Source organism: Labrys sp. 22185, assembly GCF_052045555.1.
GTDB classification, from domain to species: Bacteria; Pseudomonadota; Alphaproteobacteria; order Rhizobiales; family Labraceae; genus Labrys; species Labrys neptuniae.
The window spans coordinates 30,236-44,065 of record NZ_JBQEPH010000020.1 but is presented as its reverse complement, the minus strand read 5'-3'; the positions used below and the strand labels follow the sequence as shown (position 1 = coordinate 44,065).

The following is a 13,830-nucleotide window of genomic DNA, read 5'->3' as shown; positions in this document are numbered from 1 at the left end:
CTTATTCATGATAGTCATCATATATAATGCATTCATGATGGACATCATGTATAAAGTCAAGCGAGACAGGAGGGCACTTCATGAAAGTCAGCCGCGAGCAGGTTGCCGAGCATCGCCACCGCATCCTGGATGCGGCCGCGCGCCTCTATCGGGAGAAGGGGCTAGAAGGGGTGAGCGTCGCGCAGATCATGGCGGCCGCCGGACTCACCCATGGCGGCTTCTACGGTCATTTCAAGTCGAAGGAGGACCTGATCGCCCAGGCGCTCGCCCATGTGCTGTCCCAGTCCGAAGGCACCAACCCTCCGGGCCGGACGATGGCCGACTATGCCACGGCCTATCTCAGCCGCAGGCATCGTGACGCCCGTGCCGAGGGTTGCCCCTTTGCCGCACTCGGCACCGAAGCCGTACGCGGGTCACAGGATATCCGTGCCGTGCTAACCCGTTCCCTGCGCGAACAGATCGAGGATTTCAGCGCGTCCGCTCCCGGCGAAACGCCGCAGGAACGGCGGAGTGCCGCGATCGCCGGCTGGGCCGCCATGGTCGGCGCCGTCATCCTGGCCCGCATCGCCGACGATCCTGCCCTTTCCGACGAGATTCTGTCGGCGACGCTCCGGCAGGTGGCCGGCTCGTAACCACGCCCGATTTTTCCTCGCCGGGCCGCCGGCTTTCGCCCTTGCGGCCCGATCTGTCGTGCCTCATGCCCAGCCGAACAAGGTAGGTTCGGGTTTTGGTAGCGCGCCTTCGATCTCGAGCAAGCGACGCTTGGTCGTCACACCACCATAGGCCGAGAAGCCACCGAACTTGCCGCCGGCCGCCATCACCCGATGACAGGGCATCACGATGGTGAAAGGGTTCTGTCCCATGGCCTGGCCGACATCACGCGCCAGCAGGGGATCGCCCAATTGCTTGGCGATCTCGCCATAGGTCATGGTGGAGCCGGGGGGGATGGCTCGCGCCACTGCATAGACCCGGCGATTGAACTCCGGCACAGCGGCCATGTCGAGCTCGATGAAGGAAAGGTCGGCGGCCTCCCCCGCCAGCAGGGCCTGGATGGCCGCGATGGCCTGGCGAACCGGCGCCGGCGGCTCGGCCTCCACCGCACCCGGCAGGGAGCGCAGCATGCGCGCCCTCAGGCCCGCCGGGCTATGGGATGGCAGCTGCACGCTGACGAGGCCTCTATCGCCCCAGGCCAGGGCACAGGTGCCGATTTCGGTGTCGAACAAGGCAAAATGGGGGGAAGTCATCGCTTCGTCTCCCTGTGGTTGAACTTGCCGCGATATCACCGCAAAAAGCCCCGCGCTTCCACCCGATATCTATGGTCGGCAAGTATAGTTCGCCAGTCCCCTGACATCCGCCGAAGCTTCACCAGCAAGGCCTTCACTTTACCAAACGGCATCACCACGCGGCGTTTGCAAATTCAAACCGTTCCAAACAAGGGTTGAGCGCGAGAAAATCCGTTCATATCCGTTAAAAAAGCAGGATTTCCGTGCGTTTCCGGTGTACATGCGATGGCGATATCGAACCGGTCATGCGATAACGCCATCGGACGAATCATCGAAAGGATAACATCATGCCTGTCAGCACCAGCGATCTTGCCGACCGTATTGCCGCCGCTCATGGCCTGACTAAGACTGCCGCTAAGGCAGCTGTCGAGGACGTTCTGAAAGGGATCACCGAAGCGGCTGTCAAGGGTGAGGAAGTCTCCCTGAACGGCTTCGGCAAGTTCAAGGTGCAGGCCAAGCCCGCACGCGAAGGCCGCAACCCTTCCACTGGCGCCACCATCAAGATCGCCGCTTCCAAGAAGGTGGTCTTCCAGCCTGCCAAGGCGCTCAAGGATGCCGTGAACGGCTGATTTCGCGGGCCGCAAGCCCCATTTCAAAAACGGGACGGTGTCGGCGAGACACCGTCCCGTTTTATTTTGCGCCTACGCTTTCGGTCTCAGGCAGGCGGCATCGCGAGGCCGCAGCCGCGCAGAACGATATCGCCGATAGCAAGCGCGGCCGCCTCGAAATCCTTCTTGGTCAGCCGGCTGACTTCCATGGCATCGCAGGCCAGCACCTCGAAATCGGCGTAGAACTGCGTCGTGCTCCACAGCATGATGAAGAAATGCGGAATGGCGATCGGTGCCATCCTGCCGGCAGCGATCCAGCCTTCGACCACGGCCGCCTTGGCGCTCGTCGCCTGCTTGACGTGGCTGCGGCCGGCCTTGTCGAGAAACTTCGCGCCGCTGAGGATCTCGTTGGCGAACAGCTTGGACTGGGCGGCGAACCGGCGTGAATAGTCGAGCTTGGCCCGGATATAGGCCATGATGGCTTCGGCCGGGTCGCGCTCGGGCTGCAACTCTTCGAGCGCCGTATCCCAGCTGGCGATCAGCCGGTCGATCAAAGCGCGATAGATATCCTCCTTGGCCGGGAAGTAATAATAGACGTTCGCCTTGGGTAGCCCCGAATGTTCGGCAACCTCTGCGATCCGCGTCCCATCGAAACCCTTGCGGGCGAACAGGTCGATCGCAGCGGCCAGGATTGCCGCCTCGTTGCGGGCCCGGATGCGTTCCTCGTTGTCCGAACCATCCTTGCGCGCCTTCTTTGCGCTGGTCGTCGCCACCTTGTCCTCCCGCATTCTCGAGATGCGTCCGTGTCCCGGAAATGCCGGTATCGGAACCCGATGTCAAAACCTGACCGAAGCGTCAGATTTTTTCAACTCATAACTTGACGTTTTGGTCAGGTTTTGCCTATCCTCCTTGCAACGAGGGGGATGCAGCAGCGATGCCGACATCATTGCGTGACGTCATGCGGGACGTGCTGGATGGCTGGCATGACGATCTGCCGCCTGCCTGGCGCGATATCCTCGGCCCGGTCGAGCTGGGCTTTGCCGACATGGATGGCGAACTGGCGCTGGAGCCGTGGGAACCGGTCTTTCCCGTGCGCAAGGGGCGGCTCTTTCCCGGCCAGCCCAGAGGGGCGCATATGCTGCGTGCCTTCGACGGCCTCGAGCCCCAGCAGGTGCGCTGCGTGGTGCTGGGCCAGGATCCTTATCCCAGCCCTGACTTTTCGACCGGCCGCGCCTTCGAGGCCGGCAATGTCGCCGAATGGCGCGAACTCGAGAAGATGTTCTCGGTCAGCATCCGCACGGTGATGCAGATGATCGTCGCCGCCCGCACCGGCGAGGCCGGCTGGGCCGGCAGCACCACCGACTGGCCACGCCTGCGCACCGCCATCGAGGCCGGTACCGTCGCGCTCGAACCCGCCAATGCCGTCGCCGATCGCTGGGTGGCCAGCGGTGCCCTGCTGCTCAACGCCTCGCTGACCCTCAGCCGCTTCCAGGTCTCCATCGATCCGCATCAAAGCCGGGGCCACCTGCCGCTGTGGCGGCCGCTGATCGTGGCGGTGCTGCGCCATCTCGCCGGTTCCGGGCAGAAAGTGGTCTTCCTCGGCTTTGGCGAGGCAGCGGCGCAGACCCTCCGGGCGGCCGGCATCATGGAGGGCGACGACTGCATCCTGCGCGAGCATCCGGCCCGGGGCGATGCGGTGCTCGGCCTGCCCAATCCCTTCATTCTCGGCAATGAGCGGCTCAAGGCTCTCGGCGCCGCCCCGATAGACTGGTGAGGCCATGCGCAGCGATGCCGAATATGACTATGTGATCATCGGCGCCGGCTCGGCAGGCTGCGTCGTCGCCAACCGTCTGTCCGCGGATCCGGGCAATCGCGTATTGCTGCTCGAAGCGGGCGGACGCGACCGCAACCCCCTGTTCCGCCTGCCCATGCTGATGGGCAAGCTCTTCAATTCCGGCCTCTACAATTGGAATTACCGCACCGAGCCCGAGCCGCATCTCAACAACCGCACGCTCTATTGGCCGCGCGGCAAGGCGCTCGGCGGCACCTCGACCATCAACGGCATGATCTATGTGCGCGGCAACGCCCAGGATTACGATCGCTGGGCCCAGATGGGCCTGCCGGGCTGGTCCTATGACGAGGTGCTGCCCGCCTTCCGCCGTTCCGAGACCCATGTCGAGCGCAACGGTGCCTTCCACGGCACCGAGGGCGCCCTCACCGTCTGCCGCGCCCGCGGCCGCAACGGGCTATTCGATGTCTTTATCGAAGCCGGCGTGCAGGCGGGCTATCCCCGCAACGACGATTTCAACGGAGCCGAACAGGAAGGCTTCGGGCGCTATGATTTCACCATCCGCAAGGGCAAGCGCTGGTCGACCTCCCACGCCTTCCTGCGACCGGTGCTCGACCGGCCCAACCTGACGGTAGAGGTGAACGCGCTCAGCCAACGTATTCTGGTGGAGAACGGACGTGCTACCGGCGTCCTGTTCACGCAGGGCGGGCGGGCACGCACCGTGCGGGCCGGACGGGAGGTCATCCTGTGCGGAGGAGCCGTCAACTCACCGCAATTGTTGATGCTTTCCGGCATCGGGCCGGCTGATGAGCTGGCTAAACATGACATTGAGGTACGGCACGACCTGCCGGGCGTGGGCCGCAACCTGCAGGACCATGTCGATTGTTGCCTCAGCTACGAATGCAAGCAGCCGGTGACGCTCTATGGCGATCTTCGCGCCGACAAGCTGATCGCTTCGGTCGCGCAGGGCATGGTGCTGGGCACCGGCATCACCACCACCTTCCCCTATGAGGCCGGCGCCTTCATGAAGTCGCGGCCTGACCTGGTGGCGCCCGACATCCAGGCTCATTTCATGCCGGCGCTGGAGAAGACCGCCAATCTGCATTGGCCCAATCCCTTCCGCAAACAGGCGGTGGAGGCCAATCATGGCTTCACCATCCGGGTCGGCCCGGTCAATCCGGAGAGCCGGGGCACCATCACGCTGCGCTCCGCCGATCCGGCGGCGCCGCCCCGTATCCAAGCCAACTACCTCGCCACCGAATTCGATCGCAAGACGATGATTTCAGCCATCCGCATGATGCGCGAGGTCATCGCTCAACCGGCCTTCGATCCCTATCGCGGCAAGGAACTGGCACCGGGGCCTGGCGTGCTCAACGACGGTGAACTGCTGGAATGGCTGCGGGCCTCGGCCCTGACCACGCTCCATCCGGTCGGCACCTGCAAGATGGGCAACGATACCGAGGCCGTCGTCGATGCCGAGCTCAGGGTCCGCGGCATCGAGGGGCTGAGGGTCGCGGACGCCTCGATCATGCCGATCATTTCGAGCGGCAACACCAATGCGCCGACCATCATGATCGGTGAGCGGGCTGCCGATTTCATCCTCAACACCAAGCTATGACACGGAAGCGGCAGCCATGATCATCGAACAGCGCACCTACAGCTTCAAGCCGGGCCAGCTCGACCGCTGGCTCAAGAAATATGAGACCGAAGGCCTGCCGATCCAGAAGAAGCATCTGGGCACCTTCATGGGCCTCTGGGTCAGCGAGATCGGCCCGCTGCACCAGATCGTGATGATGTGGGCCTATCAGGGCCTGGGCGACCGCGAGACACGGCGCGCCGCCATGGCTGCGGACCCGGCCTGGACCAAGTTCATCGGCGAAGTCTGGGCTTTGGACGCCATGATCTCTCAGGAGGTCAAGATGCTCAAGCCGGCCTCGATCTGCCCGCCCTTGCCGGCGGCCTGACGGCGAAGTGACGAACCGGGGCGCCGAAGCGTCGCGGAAAACAACAAGAAACCAACACCATCCAGATCAAGAGAAGGGAACTGACAGATGACGAAGACTCCCTCCGTTTCAGGCCTGTTCCGGCATTCGTCCTCACGCCGCCAATTCCTCATCGGCACAGCAGGCGTCGCAGCGCTCGGCCTGCTGTCGAGCCAGGCCCGGGCCGCCGATGGCCTGGTGGCGCTGGTGCATACCCAGGCGGCTGGCGACAACGGCCCGGTCGACGGCATGATCGCGTCGCTGAAGAGGCTGGCCGGCGAAAAAGGCTTTGCCACCCGCATCATCTATGCGCAGGACGCCGCGACCTATGAATCGATCTTCCGCAGCCTCGGCGATGCCGGCGCCAGCGTGGTCGTCTCGACCTTCAACGAGGTCGCCGAGCCCTTCAAGGCCGTGGCGCCCGAATATCCCAACACCAAATTCGTGCAGCTCTACGCCGACCCGTTCGAGCCGGCGATCCCGAATGAGGTGACAGTGGCCTATGACTATTATCTGGGCTGCTATCTCTCGGGCCTGTTCGGCAGCCGCATCTCCAAGACCGGCGCTATCGGCTATATCGGCGGCGCCAGCATTCCCGGCCAGATCGCCGATCTCAATGCCCTCAAGGCGGCAGCCGCGGTGATCGGCCCCAACATCAAGTTCACCGGCGCTTTCGCCGGCTCGTTCCAGGACCCCGCCAAGGGCCACGAGATCGCCAACCAGCTGTTCCAGTCCGGCGTCGATTACATCCAGACCGACTCGGCCGCGACGGATACAGGCATAATCCAAGCCGCGACCGAAGCGCCCGGCCGCCTGGTCAGCGCCATTTCCAGGGAGCAGTACAAGCTCGGCCCCAAGGCGGTCGCCGCCATCGTCAAGCTCGACTTCGGCCTGTCGCTCTATCAGGAAGTCAGCAAGGCGCTGGCCGAAGGCTGGAAGGGACATCACGTCGCCACCGGCATCGACACCGGCGTGATCGACTTCGAGCTCTCGGACACCTTCCTCAAGGAAGGTCCGGCCGATCTCGTGGCCAAGGCCAAGGAGATCTGGCCCGACATCGAGAAGGCAAAGAAGGAGATCATCGCCGGAACGCTCAAGGTGCCGCTCAACACCGCGCTCTAGAGCCCCCTCCCCGCCGCCTCGACACGCGCCGTCTTGCCTGCGGCCGTGGCGAGGCGCAGTGCTCCATCCGACAGGTTGCGGCCCCAGGGCCCGCGCATCCGGGAAGACCACCATGCCCCAGCACGCCCTCGAATGCGGCGATGTCAGTGTCCTCTTCGGCGAGGTTGCGGCGCTCAGGCAGGTGAGCCTGGGCTTCGAGGCCGGCCGCATCCATGCCGTCGTGGGACAGAACGGCGCCGGCAAGACCACCTTTGCCCGCGTCTGCGCCGGCATCGTCAGGCCTTCCTCCGGACAATTGCTGATCGGGGGACAACCCGTGCCGCTCGGTAAGGTCAATGCCGCTCGCGCCGCCGGCGTCGAACTCATACATCAGAGCTTCGCCCTGCCGCCCTCCTTCACCGTCGCCGAAGCCATGGAATTCGGTGCGCAGGGCCGCGGGGCGCTGTTCTCCGCCAAGACCCTGCGGGCCCGCTGGGCCACCCATCTCGAAGGCCTCGGCGTGAAGGTCGATCCACGCGCCCGCATCCGCGATTTGCCGGTGGAAACCCGCCAGGCGGTCGAGATCGCCCGTGCCCTGGTGACCGATGCCCGCATCCTCATCCTGGACGAGCCGACCGCCGTGCTGTCGCCTTCGGGTATCGAGACCCTGTTCGAGCGCCTGCGCGGCCTGCGCGAGCGCGGCGTCACCATCATTCTGATCCTGCACAAGATCCGCGAGGTGCTCGGCATCGCCGAGACCGTCAGCGTCCTGCGCGGCGGACGCCTGATCGAGGCCTGTGTGCCCGTGGGCACCATCGACGCCACCCGCCTCGCCAATGCGATCATCGGCACCGCCACCGGCCTCGACAAGGCGGATAAGGCCGCTCTGGTCGGCGAGGGCGTCAGCGCACCTTCCACCCACGCCGCGATGCCATCCGCGGCCGCCCCCATCCTCGACATGAAGGCCGTCACCACCCGCCCGGACGGCGAAGGGCGCCCGCTCGACCGGGCCGACCTCGCCATCCGCGGCGGCGAAATCGTCGGCATCGCCGGTGTCGAAGGCAATGGCCAGCAGACGCTGGTCCGTGCCCTCGCCGGGCTCGTCGGCCTGGAACGCGGCACCATCGCGCTCGATGGGCTGGATGTCACCAGGCGCCCCGTGATCGAGCGCCGCGCCGCCGGCCTGCGCATCATTCCTTTCGACCGCAACAGCGAGGGGCTGAGCCTGACCAGCTCGCTCTGGGAGAACTGGGCCGCCCGCAACCTGCTGCTGGGGCGCATCCTTTCCTTCGTCGCTCCCGCGCGGCTGAGGAAGGCCTGCCAGGCCAGCCTGCATGGGTGGGACGTCCGCTTCGCCACCACCACCCAGCCGGCCGGCTCGCTCTCGGGCGGCAATGCCCAGAAGGTCATTCTCGCCCGCGAGATCGACGAGACGGCGCGGCTGGTCATCGCGGCCCAGCCCACCCGCGGCCTCGACATCGGCGCCACCGCCTTCGTCTGGCGCGCGCTCAGAGCCTGCCGAGACCAGGGCTGCGGCGTGCTGCTGATCTCCTCGGACCTCGACGAACTCTTCGACATCGCCGACCGCGTGGTGGTGATGTTCTCCGGCCGCATCGTCGCCGAGTTCACCGCTCCCTTCGACATGGCGGCGGTGGGCCAAGCCATGGTCGGCGATGTCGGCCTGGATGAAGCCGCATGACCGCCCGCCTCCTCCCCATTTTGCGCGCCGTCAGCTTCGTCGCCCTGGCCCTCGGCCTGTGCGGCATCGTGTTCGAGTTTGCCGGCTATTCGGCCCCGGAGATGTTCCGCAGCATCGCCGACGGCGCCTTCACCTCGCCCAATGCGCTGATGAAGAGCCTGCGCTGGGCTCTGCCGCTGGTGATCACCGCCGCCGGCGTGCTGGTCTGCTTTCGCTGCGGCTATTTCAATGTCGGGGCACAGGGCCAGTTCTATCTCGGTGCCATCGGCGCGGCGACGGCCGTCCAACTGTTGAACGGCGCACCCACATTGGTCGTGGTGCCCGTGGCCATGCTGGCCGGCATGCTGGCGGGCGCCCTGTGGGCGGCCTGGCCCGGTTTCCTCAGGCTGCGCTATGGCACCGACGAGGTGATCACCACGCTGATGGGCAATTTCATGGCCGGCCTGCTGCTGGTCTATGTCACTTCCGGCCCGCTGAAGGATCCCTCCGGCACCGGACAGGTCACGGCCAGCCGCCCCGTTGCCTCCGCCTACCGCATCGCCACCTCGGTCGGCGTGTCGCCCACCACGATCGCCCTGTCCGTGCTGGTGCTGGTTCTGGTCTGGCTCCTGGTAAACCGCACCGCCTATGGCGTGCTCTCCAGTCTGGCCGGCCGCAACGCGGTGATGATCGCCTGGCAGGGCGCCCGGCTCTCCCGCCTCGGGCTGTCGGCCTTCCTGATTTCTGGCGCCCTGGCGGGTCTCGCAGGCTCGATCGAGCTGCTCGGTCCCAATGGTCGCCTCGTCAGCGGCTTTCTGCCCGGCCATGGCTTTACCGCGATCCTGATCGCCCTGGTCGCGGGCCTGTCCGTGGCCGGCGCGGCCATCGTCTCGCTGTTCTTCGGCGGCCTTGCCGCCGCCAGCCTCTATCTGCCGGTGATCGCCGGCCTGCCGGCCGCTGCCATCGACGTGATCAACGCCGCCATCGCCCTGTTCATCACGGCGCGCACCTGGCTGCTGCCCGACTTCATCAAGCGGCGCCTGCCGGCGCGGAGGACCCAGCCATGAGCGACATCCTCATAGCCATCCTGCGCTCGGGCACGCCGCTGATCTATGTAGCCATGGCCGGCATGCTGGCCCAGCGCGCCGGCATCTGGAATCTCGGTCTGGAAGGGCTGATGATCGCGGGCGCCTGTGCCGCCGCCGTCGGCACCGCCAAATCCGGCTCCGTCGCCTTCGGCCTCGGCCTTGCCATCGTGGTCTGCGTGCTCGGCTCTATGCTGCTGTGGTTCGTGGTCGAGAAGCTGCGCGCCCATCCGATCATCGCCGGCCTCGGCCTCACCGGCCTCGGTCTCGGCGGCACGGATCTCGCCGTCCAGGCCATCTATGGCAGCCAGGCCTCGGTGATGGCCGGGCGGGGGCTGCCCCGGCTCGGCGAGGCCTTCGGCCCCTTCGGGGTGCTCTCCGTGCTGGTGATATCAATGCCCTTCGTGGTGCTGGCGCTCTGGGTGATCGTGCGGCGCACCCGTTTCGGCCTGCAATTGACGGCCTGTGGCGAGCATCCCTTCGCGGCCCGCAGCGTCGGCGTGGCGCCGGCCCGCATGCGCCTCATCGCCCTGATGGGCGGCGGCGTGCTCTGCGCCCTCGGCGGCGCCGAACTGGCGCTCGGCACGCTCCAGCTCTTCAGCATCAACATGACGGCCGGCCGCGGCTTCATGGGCTTTGCCTCGGTGATCTTCGGCGGCGGCCATCCAATCGGTTCGGCCCTGGCGGCGCTGTTCTTCTCCGTCGTCGATGCGCTCGGCATCCGGGCCCAGCTCGCCTTCGGCGACAAGGTGCCCCGCGATCTCCTGCTCGCGCTGCCCTATCTCGCCACGGTGCTGGGCGTGTGGATCAGCGGGCAGCTGCGCGGCGGGATCAAGGCGGCCGCAACGGGCGGCGAATTACGGGATTACTGACATGACGGCCTTTGCCCAACGCCACGCGATCAGCGACGTCTGCATCCTCACCGCGGACATCGAGCGCTCGATCGCCTTCTATGTCGACAAGCTCGGCTTCACCCTGAAGCACCGCGCGCCCGGCTTCGCCGATTTCAACGGCGCCGGGCTGACCCTGGCGCTGTGGGAGATCGGCCATATCAGCCGGCATGCCGGCCTGTCGGCCGAGCGCGGCTCGGGCCACCACAATGTGTTGATCGCCGTGCTGATGGCCTCGCCGGCCGAGCTGGACGCCTGCCATGCCGAGCTCGCCGCCAAGGGCGTGGCCTTCGAACGACCGCCCGCCGATTACGCCTGGAACGCACGCTGCTGCTATTTCGCCGGCCCGGATGGGGAGGTTTGGGAGCTCTATGCCTGGCTCGATGGCGGCGCCCCGGGGAAACTGGCATGAACACCACCCTGATCCGCAACGCCACCCTCCTCGCTATGGGCGGCGAGCAGGGCAGCACACCCTTCAGCGGCGACCTTCTCATCGAGGGCAACCGCATCGCCGCCATCGGCCCCGATCTCGGCGACCATCCCGGCGCGAGGCTGATCGATGGGCGCGGCCGGCTGGTGATGCCGGGCCTCGTCAACGCCCACACCCATTCTGGCGAAACCTTCTTCCGGGGGCGCTATGAGCGCCTGCCGTTGGAATTATGGCTGCTCTATGCCTATCCGCTGCTGATGGGCCCGCTGCTGCCGCCGCGCCTGCTCTATCTGCGCACGCTGCTGCTCGCGATGGAATCGCTGAAGGGCGGCGTCACCCTGCTCTGCGACGATTTCTTCGACCCGCCCCGGCACGATCTCGACAGGCTCGGCACCGTGTTCCGCGCCTATGAGGATGCCGGCATCCGCGCCAATGTCTCCAGCGCGGTGATGAACATCCACCCGCTGGACGCCATCGCCTATGGCCGGCAGACCATGCCGACCGAGTTGCAGGCCAAGCTCGATTTCGGGCCGCCGATCACCGCGGCCGCCTATGTCGACTATTGCCGCTCCGCCTTGGCTACCTTCCAGGACAAGGCCGGGCGCCTGCGCTTCATGATCGCGCCCTCCGCGCCCCAGCGCTGCACGCCCGAACTGATGCTGGCCTGCGACGAACTGGCCCGGCAATGGCGCGTGCCCTTCCACACCCACATCCTGGAAACCAAGACCCAGGCGGTGACCGGTGAACTCCTGCACGGCAAGAGCCTGATCCGCTACCTGCACGATCTCGACTTGCTTCACCCCGGCATCACCATCGCCCATTCGGTCTGGGTCGATGAGGACGATATCGCCCTGATGGGCGCGGCGGGCTGCTCAGTGGCCCACAATGCCGTCTCCAACCTGAAGCTCGGTGCCGGCATCGCGCCGCTCCGCCGCCTCATCGATGCGGGGGTCATCATCGGCCTCGGCACCGATGGTGTGTGCTCGAACGACAGCGCGCGCATCTTCGACGTGATGCGCACGGCCGCTTTGGTGCAAAGCGCCACCGGCCCCGATCATGAGCGCTGGGTCTCCGCCCGGGAAATCCTCAACGCTGCCACGCTGGGCGGCGCGCGTAGCGCCCTGCTGGGCGAGATCACCGGTTCGTTGGAGGTCGGCAAGCGCGCCGACCTGATCATGCTTCGGCTCGACAGCCTCGCCTTCACGCCGCTCAACGACATCGTCAGGCAGCTCGTCCATGCCGAGAACGGCGCTTCGATCGAACGCGTGATGGTCGAGGGCGAGATCGTGGTGGAACAGGGCCTGTTGACCCGCATCGACGAGGAGGCCGTCCTGGCCGAGATCCGCGAGGCCATGCCGGCTTTCCTGGCTGGTCATGCCGAGATCGAAGCCCGCAACGCCATCTTCCATCCCTATTTCAATGAGATCCATCGCCGCGCCACGGCCGAGGAGATCGGCATGGACCGATACATCGCATCACGCGGGTGAGTGCGCCGCGCATGCCTGGGCTCGCCCCTCACGCGGCAACCTGACCTGACCGCCGTCCGGTCTCGACCAGGCCGGCCCAGCGCCCCGGCGTCAGCCCATAGGCCTTCTTGAAATGGCGGGTGAGGTGGCTCTGGTCGGCAAAGCCAGTGGCGACCGCGACCTCGGCGAGCGGTTCGCCCGCCGCGATCAAAGCGCGGGCCTGCCCCAGGCGCCGCATCAGCAGGAAACGGTGCGGGCTGGTGGCGAAGGCGGCGCGGAAATGTCGGGACAGGGCGTAGCGATCGAGCCCTGCGATCTCCTCCAGTTCCTCCGAACGTACCGCCTCGAGGGCATGGGCCTCGAGATAGTCGCGGACCCGGTCGACCTGCCGCCAAGCCAGGCTGCCAAGAGGCTTGAGCGGCTGGCCGGCGTGGCGCGCCAGACCCTGCGCCAGGCGGGCAAGGAGATCGTCGGCGGCAAGCTGTTCCAACCCGCGGTCGAGCGGACCGAGCAAGCCGAGAATGTCCTCGCGCAGTGCCGGATCGCTGAATACCGGCTGGCGCAGGAAAGGCAACGACACCGCGCCGTCGCCGAGCCCCCGCATCAGGAGCGAGGGCTCCAGATAGAGGATGCGGTAATGCAGCCCCTCTTCGGTGCCGGCGCCGCCATCATGCAGCTCGTCCGGATGCAGCACCAGGATCTGCCCCGGCAGGCTGGCGCGCGAGGCGCCGCGGTAACGGAAGCTCTGGACACCGTCGAGGGTGACGCCGACGGCATAGGTGTCGTGGCGGTGGAGTTCGAAGGCATTGCCGTGAAACCAGGCTTCCATGCGCTCGATGCCGGGCAGCGGGGGCGCGGTACGGATGCCGTCGTCGCACGAACGTTCAAGACCCTGGAAGACCTGCCGCCCTAGGGATGGCGGCAAGAGACCGGCCTGGGGCTCGGCATCCAAAGATTCTGACTCGAAAGTCGTCATTCATGTTCGATACCAAGTTTGCCATCGTGTTGCGAGACGATCTTGCCGCCTGGCAGGCGCTCAACGTCACCGCCTTCCTCACCAGCGGTATTGTCGCCCAGGCACCCGACATGATCGGCGAAGCCTATCGTGATCGCGCCGGGCGTTTCTACAACGCTCTGTCGGTGCAGCCCGCCATCGTGCTGGCCGCGGATGCGGAAACGATGAGCGCGATCCATCGCCGCTCGCTCGACCGGGGCGTCCGGACCTCGCTCTATATCGAGGAGATGTTCAAGACCGGCCACGATGCCGCCAATCGCGCCGTCTTTGCCGATTTCACCGTCGACGACGCCAAGGTGGTCGGCATTGCGCTGCGGGCCGACAAGAAGCTCGTCGACAAGATCGTCAAGGGCGCGAAAATGCACCCCTGAGACCTAATACGGTTCACTTAAGCAGGAACCCCCCCGAATTTGTCATAGCCGGGCTTGACCCGGCTACCCAGAAGCCGCACGGACGAACCGCCGGGTAGCTGGATTGCCGGGTCAAGCCCGGCAATGACAAAGGTCGAGCCCCCGAAACGCTTAAGTGAACTGCATTGCCCCTTGAGACCGGCAAACGGGATG

15 protein-coding genes are annotated in these 13,830 nt (G+C 66.0%); 12 read left to right on the top strand and 3 right to left on the bottom strand.

The genetic code is table 11. The features are described 5' to 3' along the window. Positions 1 to 80 precede the first annotated feature (80 nt). Positions 81 to 632, top strand: coding sequence for a TetR/AcrR family transcriptional regulator (locus ACTJKX_RS27845; RefSeq protein WP_440727229.1), 552 nt, complete (start codon positions 81 to 83; stop codon positions 630 to 632). Positions 633 to 695: 63 nt separating this feature from the next. On the opposite strand, the gene ACTJKX_RS27840 is transcribed toward ACTJKX_RS27845, so the two are convergent. Continuing rightward, positions 696 to 1,244 (bottom strand): methylated-DNA--[protein]-cysteine S-methyltransferase, encoded by a 549-nt coding sequence (locus ACTJKX_RS27840; protein WP_394312603.1) that lies wholly within the window; start codon positions 1,242 to 1,244, stop codon positions 696 to 698. A gap of 326 nt (positions 1,245 to 1,570) precedes the next feature. Between ACTJKX_RS27840 and ACTJKX_RS27835 the strand changes: the two genes are divergently transcribed. Next, positions 1,571 to 1,852 (top strand): HU family DNA-binding protein, encoded by a 282-nt coding sequence (locus ACTJKX_RS27835; RefSeq protein ID WP_068297566.1) that lies wholly within the window; start codon positions 1,571 to 1,573, stop codon positions 1,850 to 1,852. A gap of 86 nt (positions 1,853 to 1,938) precedes the next feature. On the opposite strand, the gene ACTJKX_RS27830 is transcribed toward ACTJKX_RS27835, so the two are convergent. Then, positions 1,939 to 2,604 (bottom strand): TetR/AcrR family transcriptional regulator, encoded by a 666-nt coding sequence (locus ACTJKX_RS27830; protein WP_311937794.1) that lies wholly within the window; start codon positions 2,602 to 2,604, stop codon positions 1,939 to 1,941. A gap of 161 nt (positions 2,605 to 2,765) precedes the next feature. On the opposite strand from ACTJKX_RS27830, the gene ACTJKX_RS27825 reads away from it, so the two are divergent. The 9 genes from ACTJKX_RS27825 (at position 2,766) to ACTJKX_RS27785 (ending at position 12,273) form a co-directional block, all read left to right on the top strand. Further along, positions 2,766 to 3,605, top strand: coding sequence for a uracil-DNA glycosylase (locus tag ACTJKX_RS27825; protein ID WP_394312606.1), 840 nt, complete (start codon positions 2,766 to 2,768; stop codon positions 3,603 to 3,605). 4 nt (positions 3,606 to 3,609) lie between these two features. Beyond that, positions 3,610 to 5,238, top strand: coding sequence for a GMC family oxidoreductase (locus ACTJKX_RS27820; RefSeq protein WP_440727228.1), 1,629 nt, complete (start codon positions 3,610 to 3,612; stop codon positions 5,236 to 5,238). A gap of 16 nt (positions 5,239 to 5,254) precedes the next feature. After that, positions 5,255 to 5,584, top strand: a complete 330-nt coding sequence (locus ACTJKX_RS27815; RefSeq protein WP_440727227.1) for an NIPSNAP family protein — start codon at positions 5,255 to 5,257, stop codon at positions 5,582 to 5,584. A gap of 87 nt (positions 5,585 to 5,671) precedes the next feature. Beyond that, complete coding sequence (locus ACTJKX_RS27810; protein ID WP_440727226.1) at positions 5,672 to 6,724, top strand: BMP family ABC transporter substrate-binding protein; 1,053 nt, start codon at positions 5,672 to 5,674, stop codon at positions 6,722 to 6,724. Between the two features lie 112 nt (positions 6,725 to 6,836). Further along, positions 6,837 to 8,402: an ABC transporter ATP-binding protein gene (locus ACTJKX_RS27805; protein WP_440727225.1), complete on the top strand. Its 1,566-nt coding sequence runs from the start codon at positions 6,837 to 6,839 to the stop codon at positions 8,400 to 8,402. Continuing rightward, positions 8,399 to 9,448, top strand: a complete 1,050-nt coding sequence (locus tag ACTJKX_RS27800) for an ABC transporter permease (protein WP_440727224.1) — start codon at positions 8,399 to 8,401, stop codon at positions 9,446 to 9,448. The genes ACTJKX_RS27805 and ACTJKX_RS27800 overlap by 4 nt, the downstream gene beginning before the upstream one ends. Then, positions 9,445 to 10,338, top strand: coding sequence for an ABC transporter permease (locus ACTJKX_RS27795; protein ID WP_440727223.1), 894 nt, complete (start codon positions 9,445 to 9,447; stop codon positions 10,336 to 10,338). Before ACTJKX_RS27800 ends, ACTJKX_RS27795 begins: the two co-directional genes overlap by 4 nt. Before the next feature lies 1 nt (position 10,339). Next, positions 10,340 to 10,768, top strand: a complete 429-nt coding sequence (locus ACTJKX_RS27790) for a VOC family protein (protein ID WP_440727222.1) — start codon at positions 10,340 to 10,342, stop codon at positions 10,766 to 10,768. Then, positions 10,765 to 12,273, top strand: coding sequence for an amidohydrolase family protein (locus tag ACTJKX_RS27785; RefSeq protein ID WP_440727221.1), 1,509 nt, complete (start codon positions 10,765 to 10,767; stop codon positions 12,271 to 12,273). Before ACTJKX_RS27790 ends, ACTJKX_RS27785 begins: the two co-directional genes overlap by 4 nt. Positions 12,274 to 12,301: 28 nt before the next feature. Here ACTJKX_RS27785 and ACTJKX_RS27780 read toward each other — a convergent pair whose 3' ends face one another. Then, a complete protein-coding gene (locus tag ACTJKX_RS27780) occupies positions 12,302 to 13,177 on the bottom strand; it encodes a helix-turn-helix domain-containing protein (protein ID WP_440727281.1) in 876 nt (291 codons plus the stop codon). 53 nt (positions 13,178 to 13,230) lie between these two features. Between ACTJKX_RS27780 and ACTJKX_RS27775 the strand changes: the two genes are divergently transcribed. Further along, the gene (locus ACTJKX_RS27775; RefSeq protein WP_415082539.1) at positions 13,231 to 13,638 is read left to right on the top strand and encodes a DUF2000 family protein; all 408 of its coding nucleotides are present in this window, start codon (positions 13,231 to 13,233) and stop codon (positions 13,636 to 13,638) included. The last annotated feature ends 192 nt before the right edge of the window (positions 13,639 to 13,830 follow it).

Coding starts and splice junctions, on each gene's coding strand:
- ACTJKX_RS27825 (WP_394312606.1), top strand. CDS start 2,766: ATGCCGACATCATTGCGTGACGTCATGCGGGACGTGCTGGATGGCTGG.
- ACTJKX_RS27820 (WP_440727228.1), top strand. CDS start 3,610: ATGCGCAGCGATGCCGAATATGACTATGTGATCATCGGCGCCGGCTCG.
- ACTJKX_RS27790 (WP_440727222.1), top strand. CDS start 10,340: ATGACGGCCTTTGCCCAACGCCACGCGATCAGCGACGTCTGCATCCTC.
- ACTJKX_RS27795 (WP_440727223.1), top strand. CDS start 9,445: ATGAGCGACATCCTCATAGCCATCCTGCGCTCGGGCACGCCGCTGATC.
- ACTJKX_RS27775 (WP_415082539.1), top strand. CDS start 13,231: ATGTTCGATACCAAGTTTGCCATCGTGTTGCGAGACGATCTTGCCGCC.
- ACTJKX_RS27840 (WP_394312603.1), bottom strand. CDS start 1,244: ATGACTTCCCCCCATTTTGCCTTGTTCGACACCGAAATCGGCACCTGT.
- ACTJKX_RS27810 (WP_440727226.1), top strand. CDS start 5,672: ATGACGAAGACTCCCTCCGTTTCAGGCCTGTTCCGGCATTCGTCCTCA.
- ACTJKX_RS27805 (WP_440727225.1), top strand. CDS start 6,837: ATGCCCCAGCACGCCCTCGAATGCGGCGATGTCAGTGTCCTCTTCGGC.
- ACTJKX_RS27785 (WP_440727221.1), top strand. CDS start 10,765: ATGAACACCACCCTGATCCGCAACGCCACCCTCCTCGCTATGGGCGGC.
- ACTJKX_RS27835 (WP_068297566.1), top strand. CDS start 1,571: ATGCCTGTCAGCACCAGCGATCTTGCCGACCGTATTGCCGCCGCTCAT.
- ACTJKX_RS27815 (WP_440727227.1), top strand. CDS start 5,255: ATGATCATCGAACAGCGCACCTACAGCTTCAAGCCGGGCCAGCTCGAC.
- ACTJKX_RS27845 (WP_440727229.1), top strand. CDS start 81: ATGAAAGTCAGCCGCGAGCAGGTTGCCGAGCATCGCCACCGCATCCTG.
- ACTJKX_RS27800 (WP_440727224.1), top strand. CDS start 8,399: ATGACCGCCCGCCTCCTCCCCATTTTGCGCGCCGTCAGCTTCGTCGCC.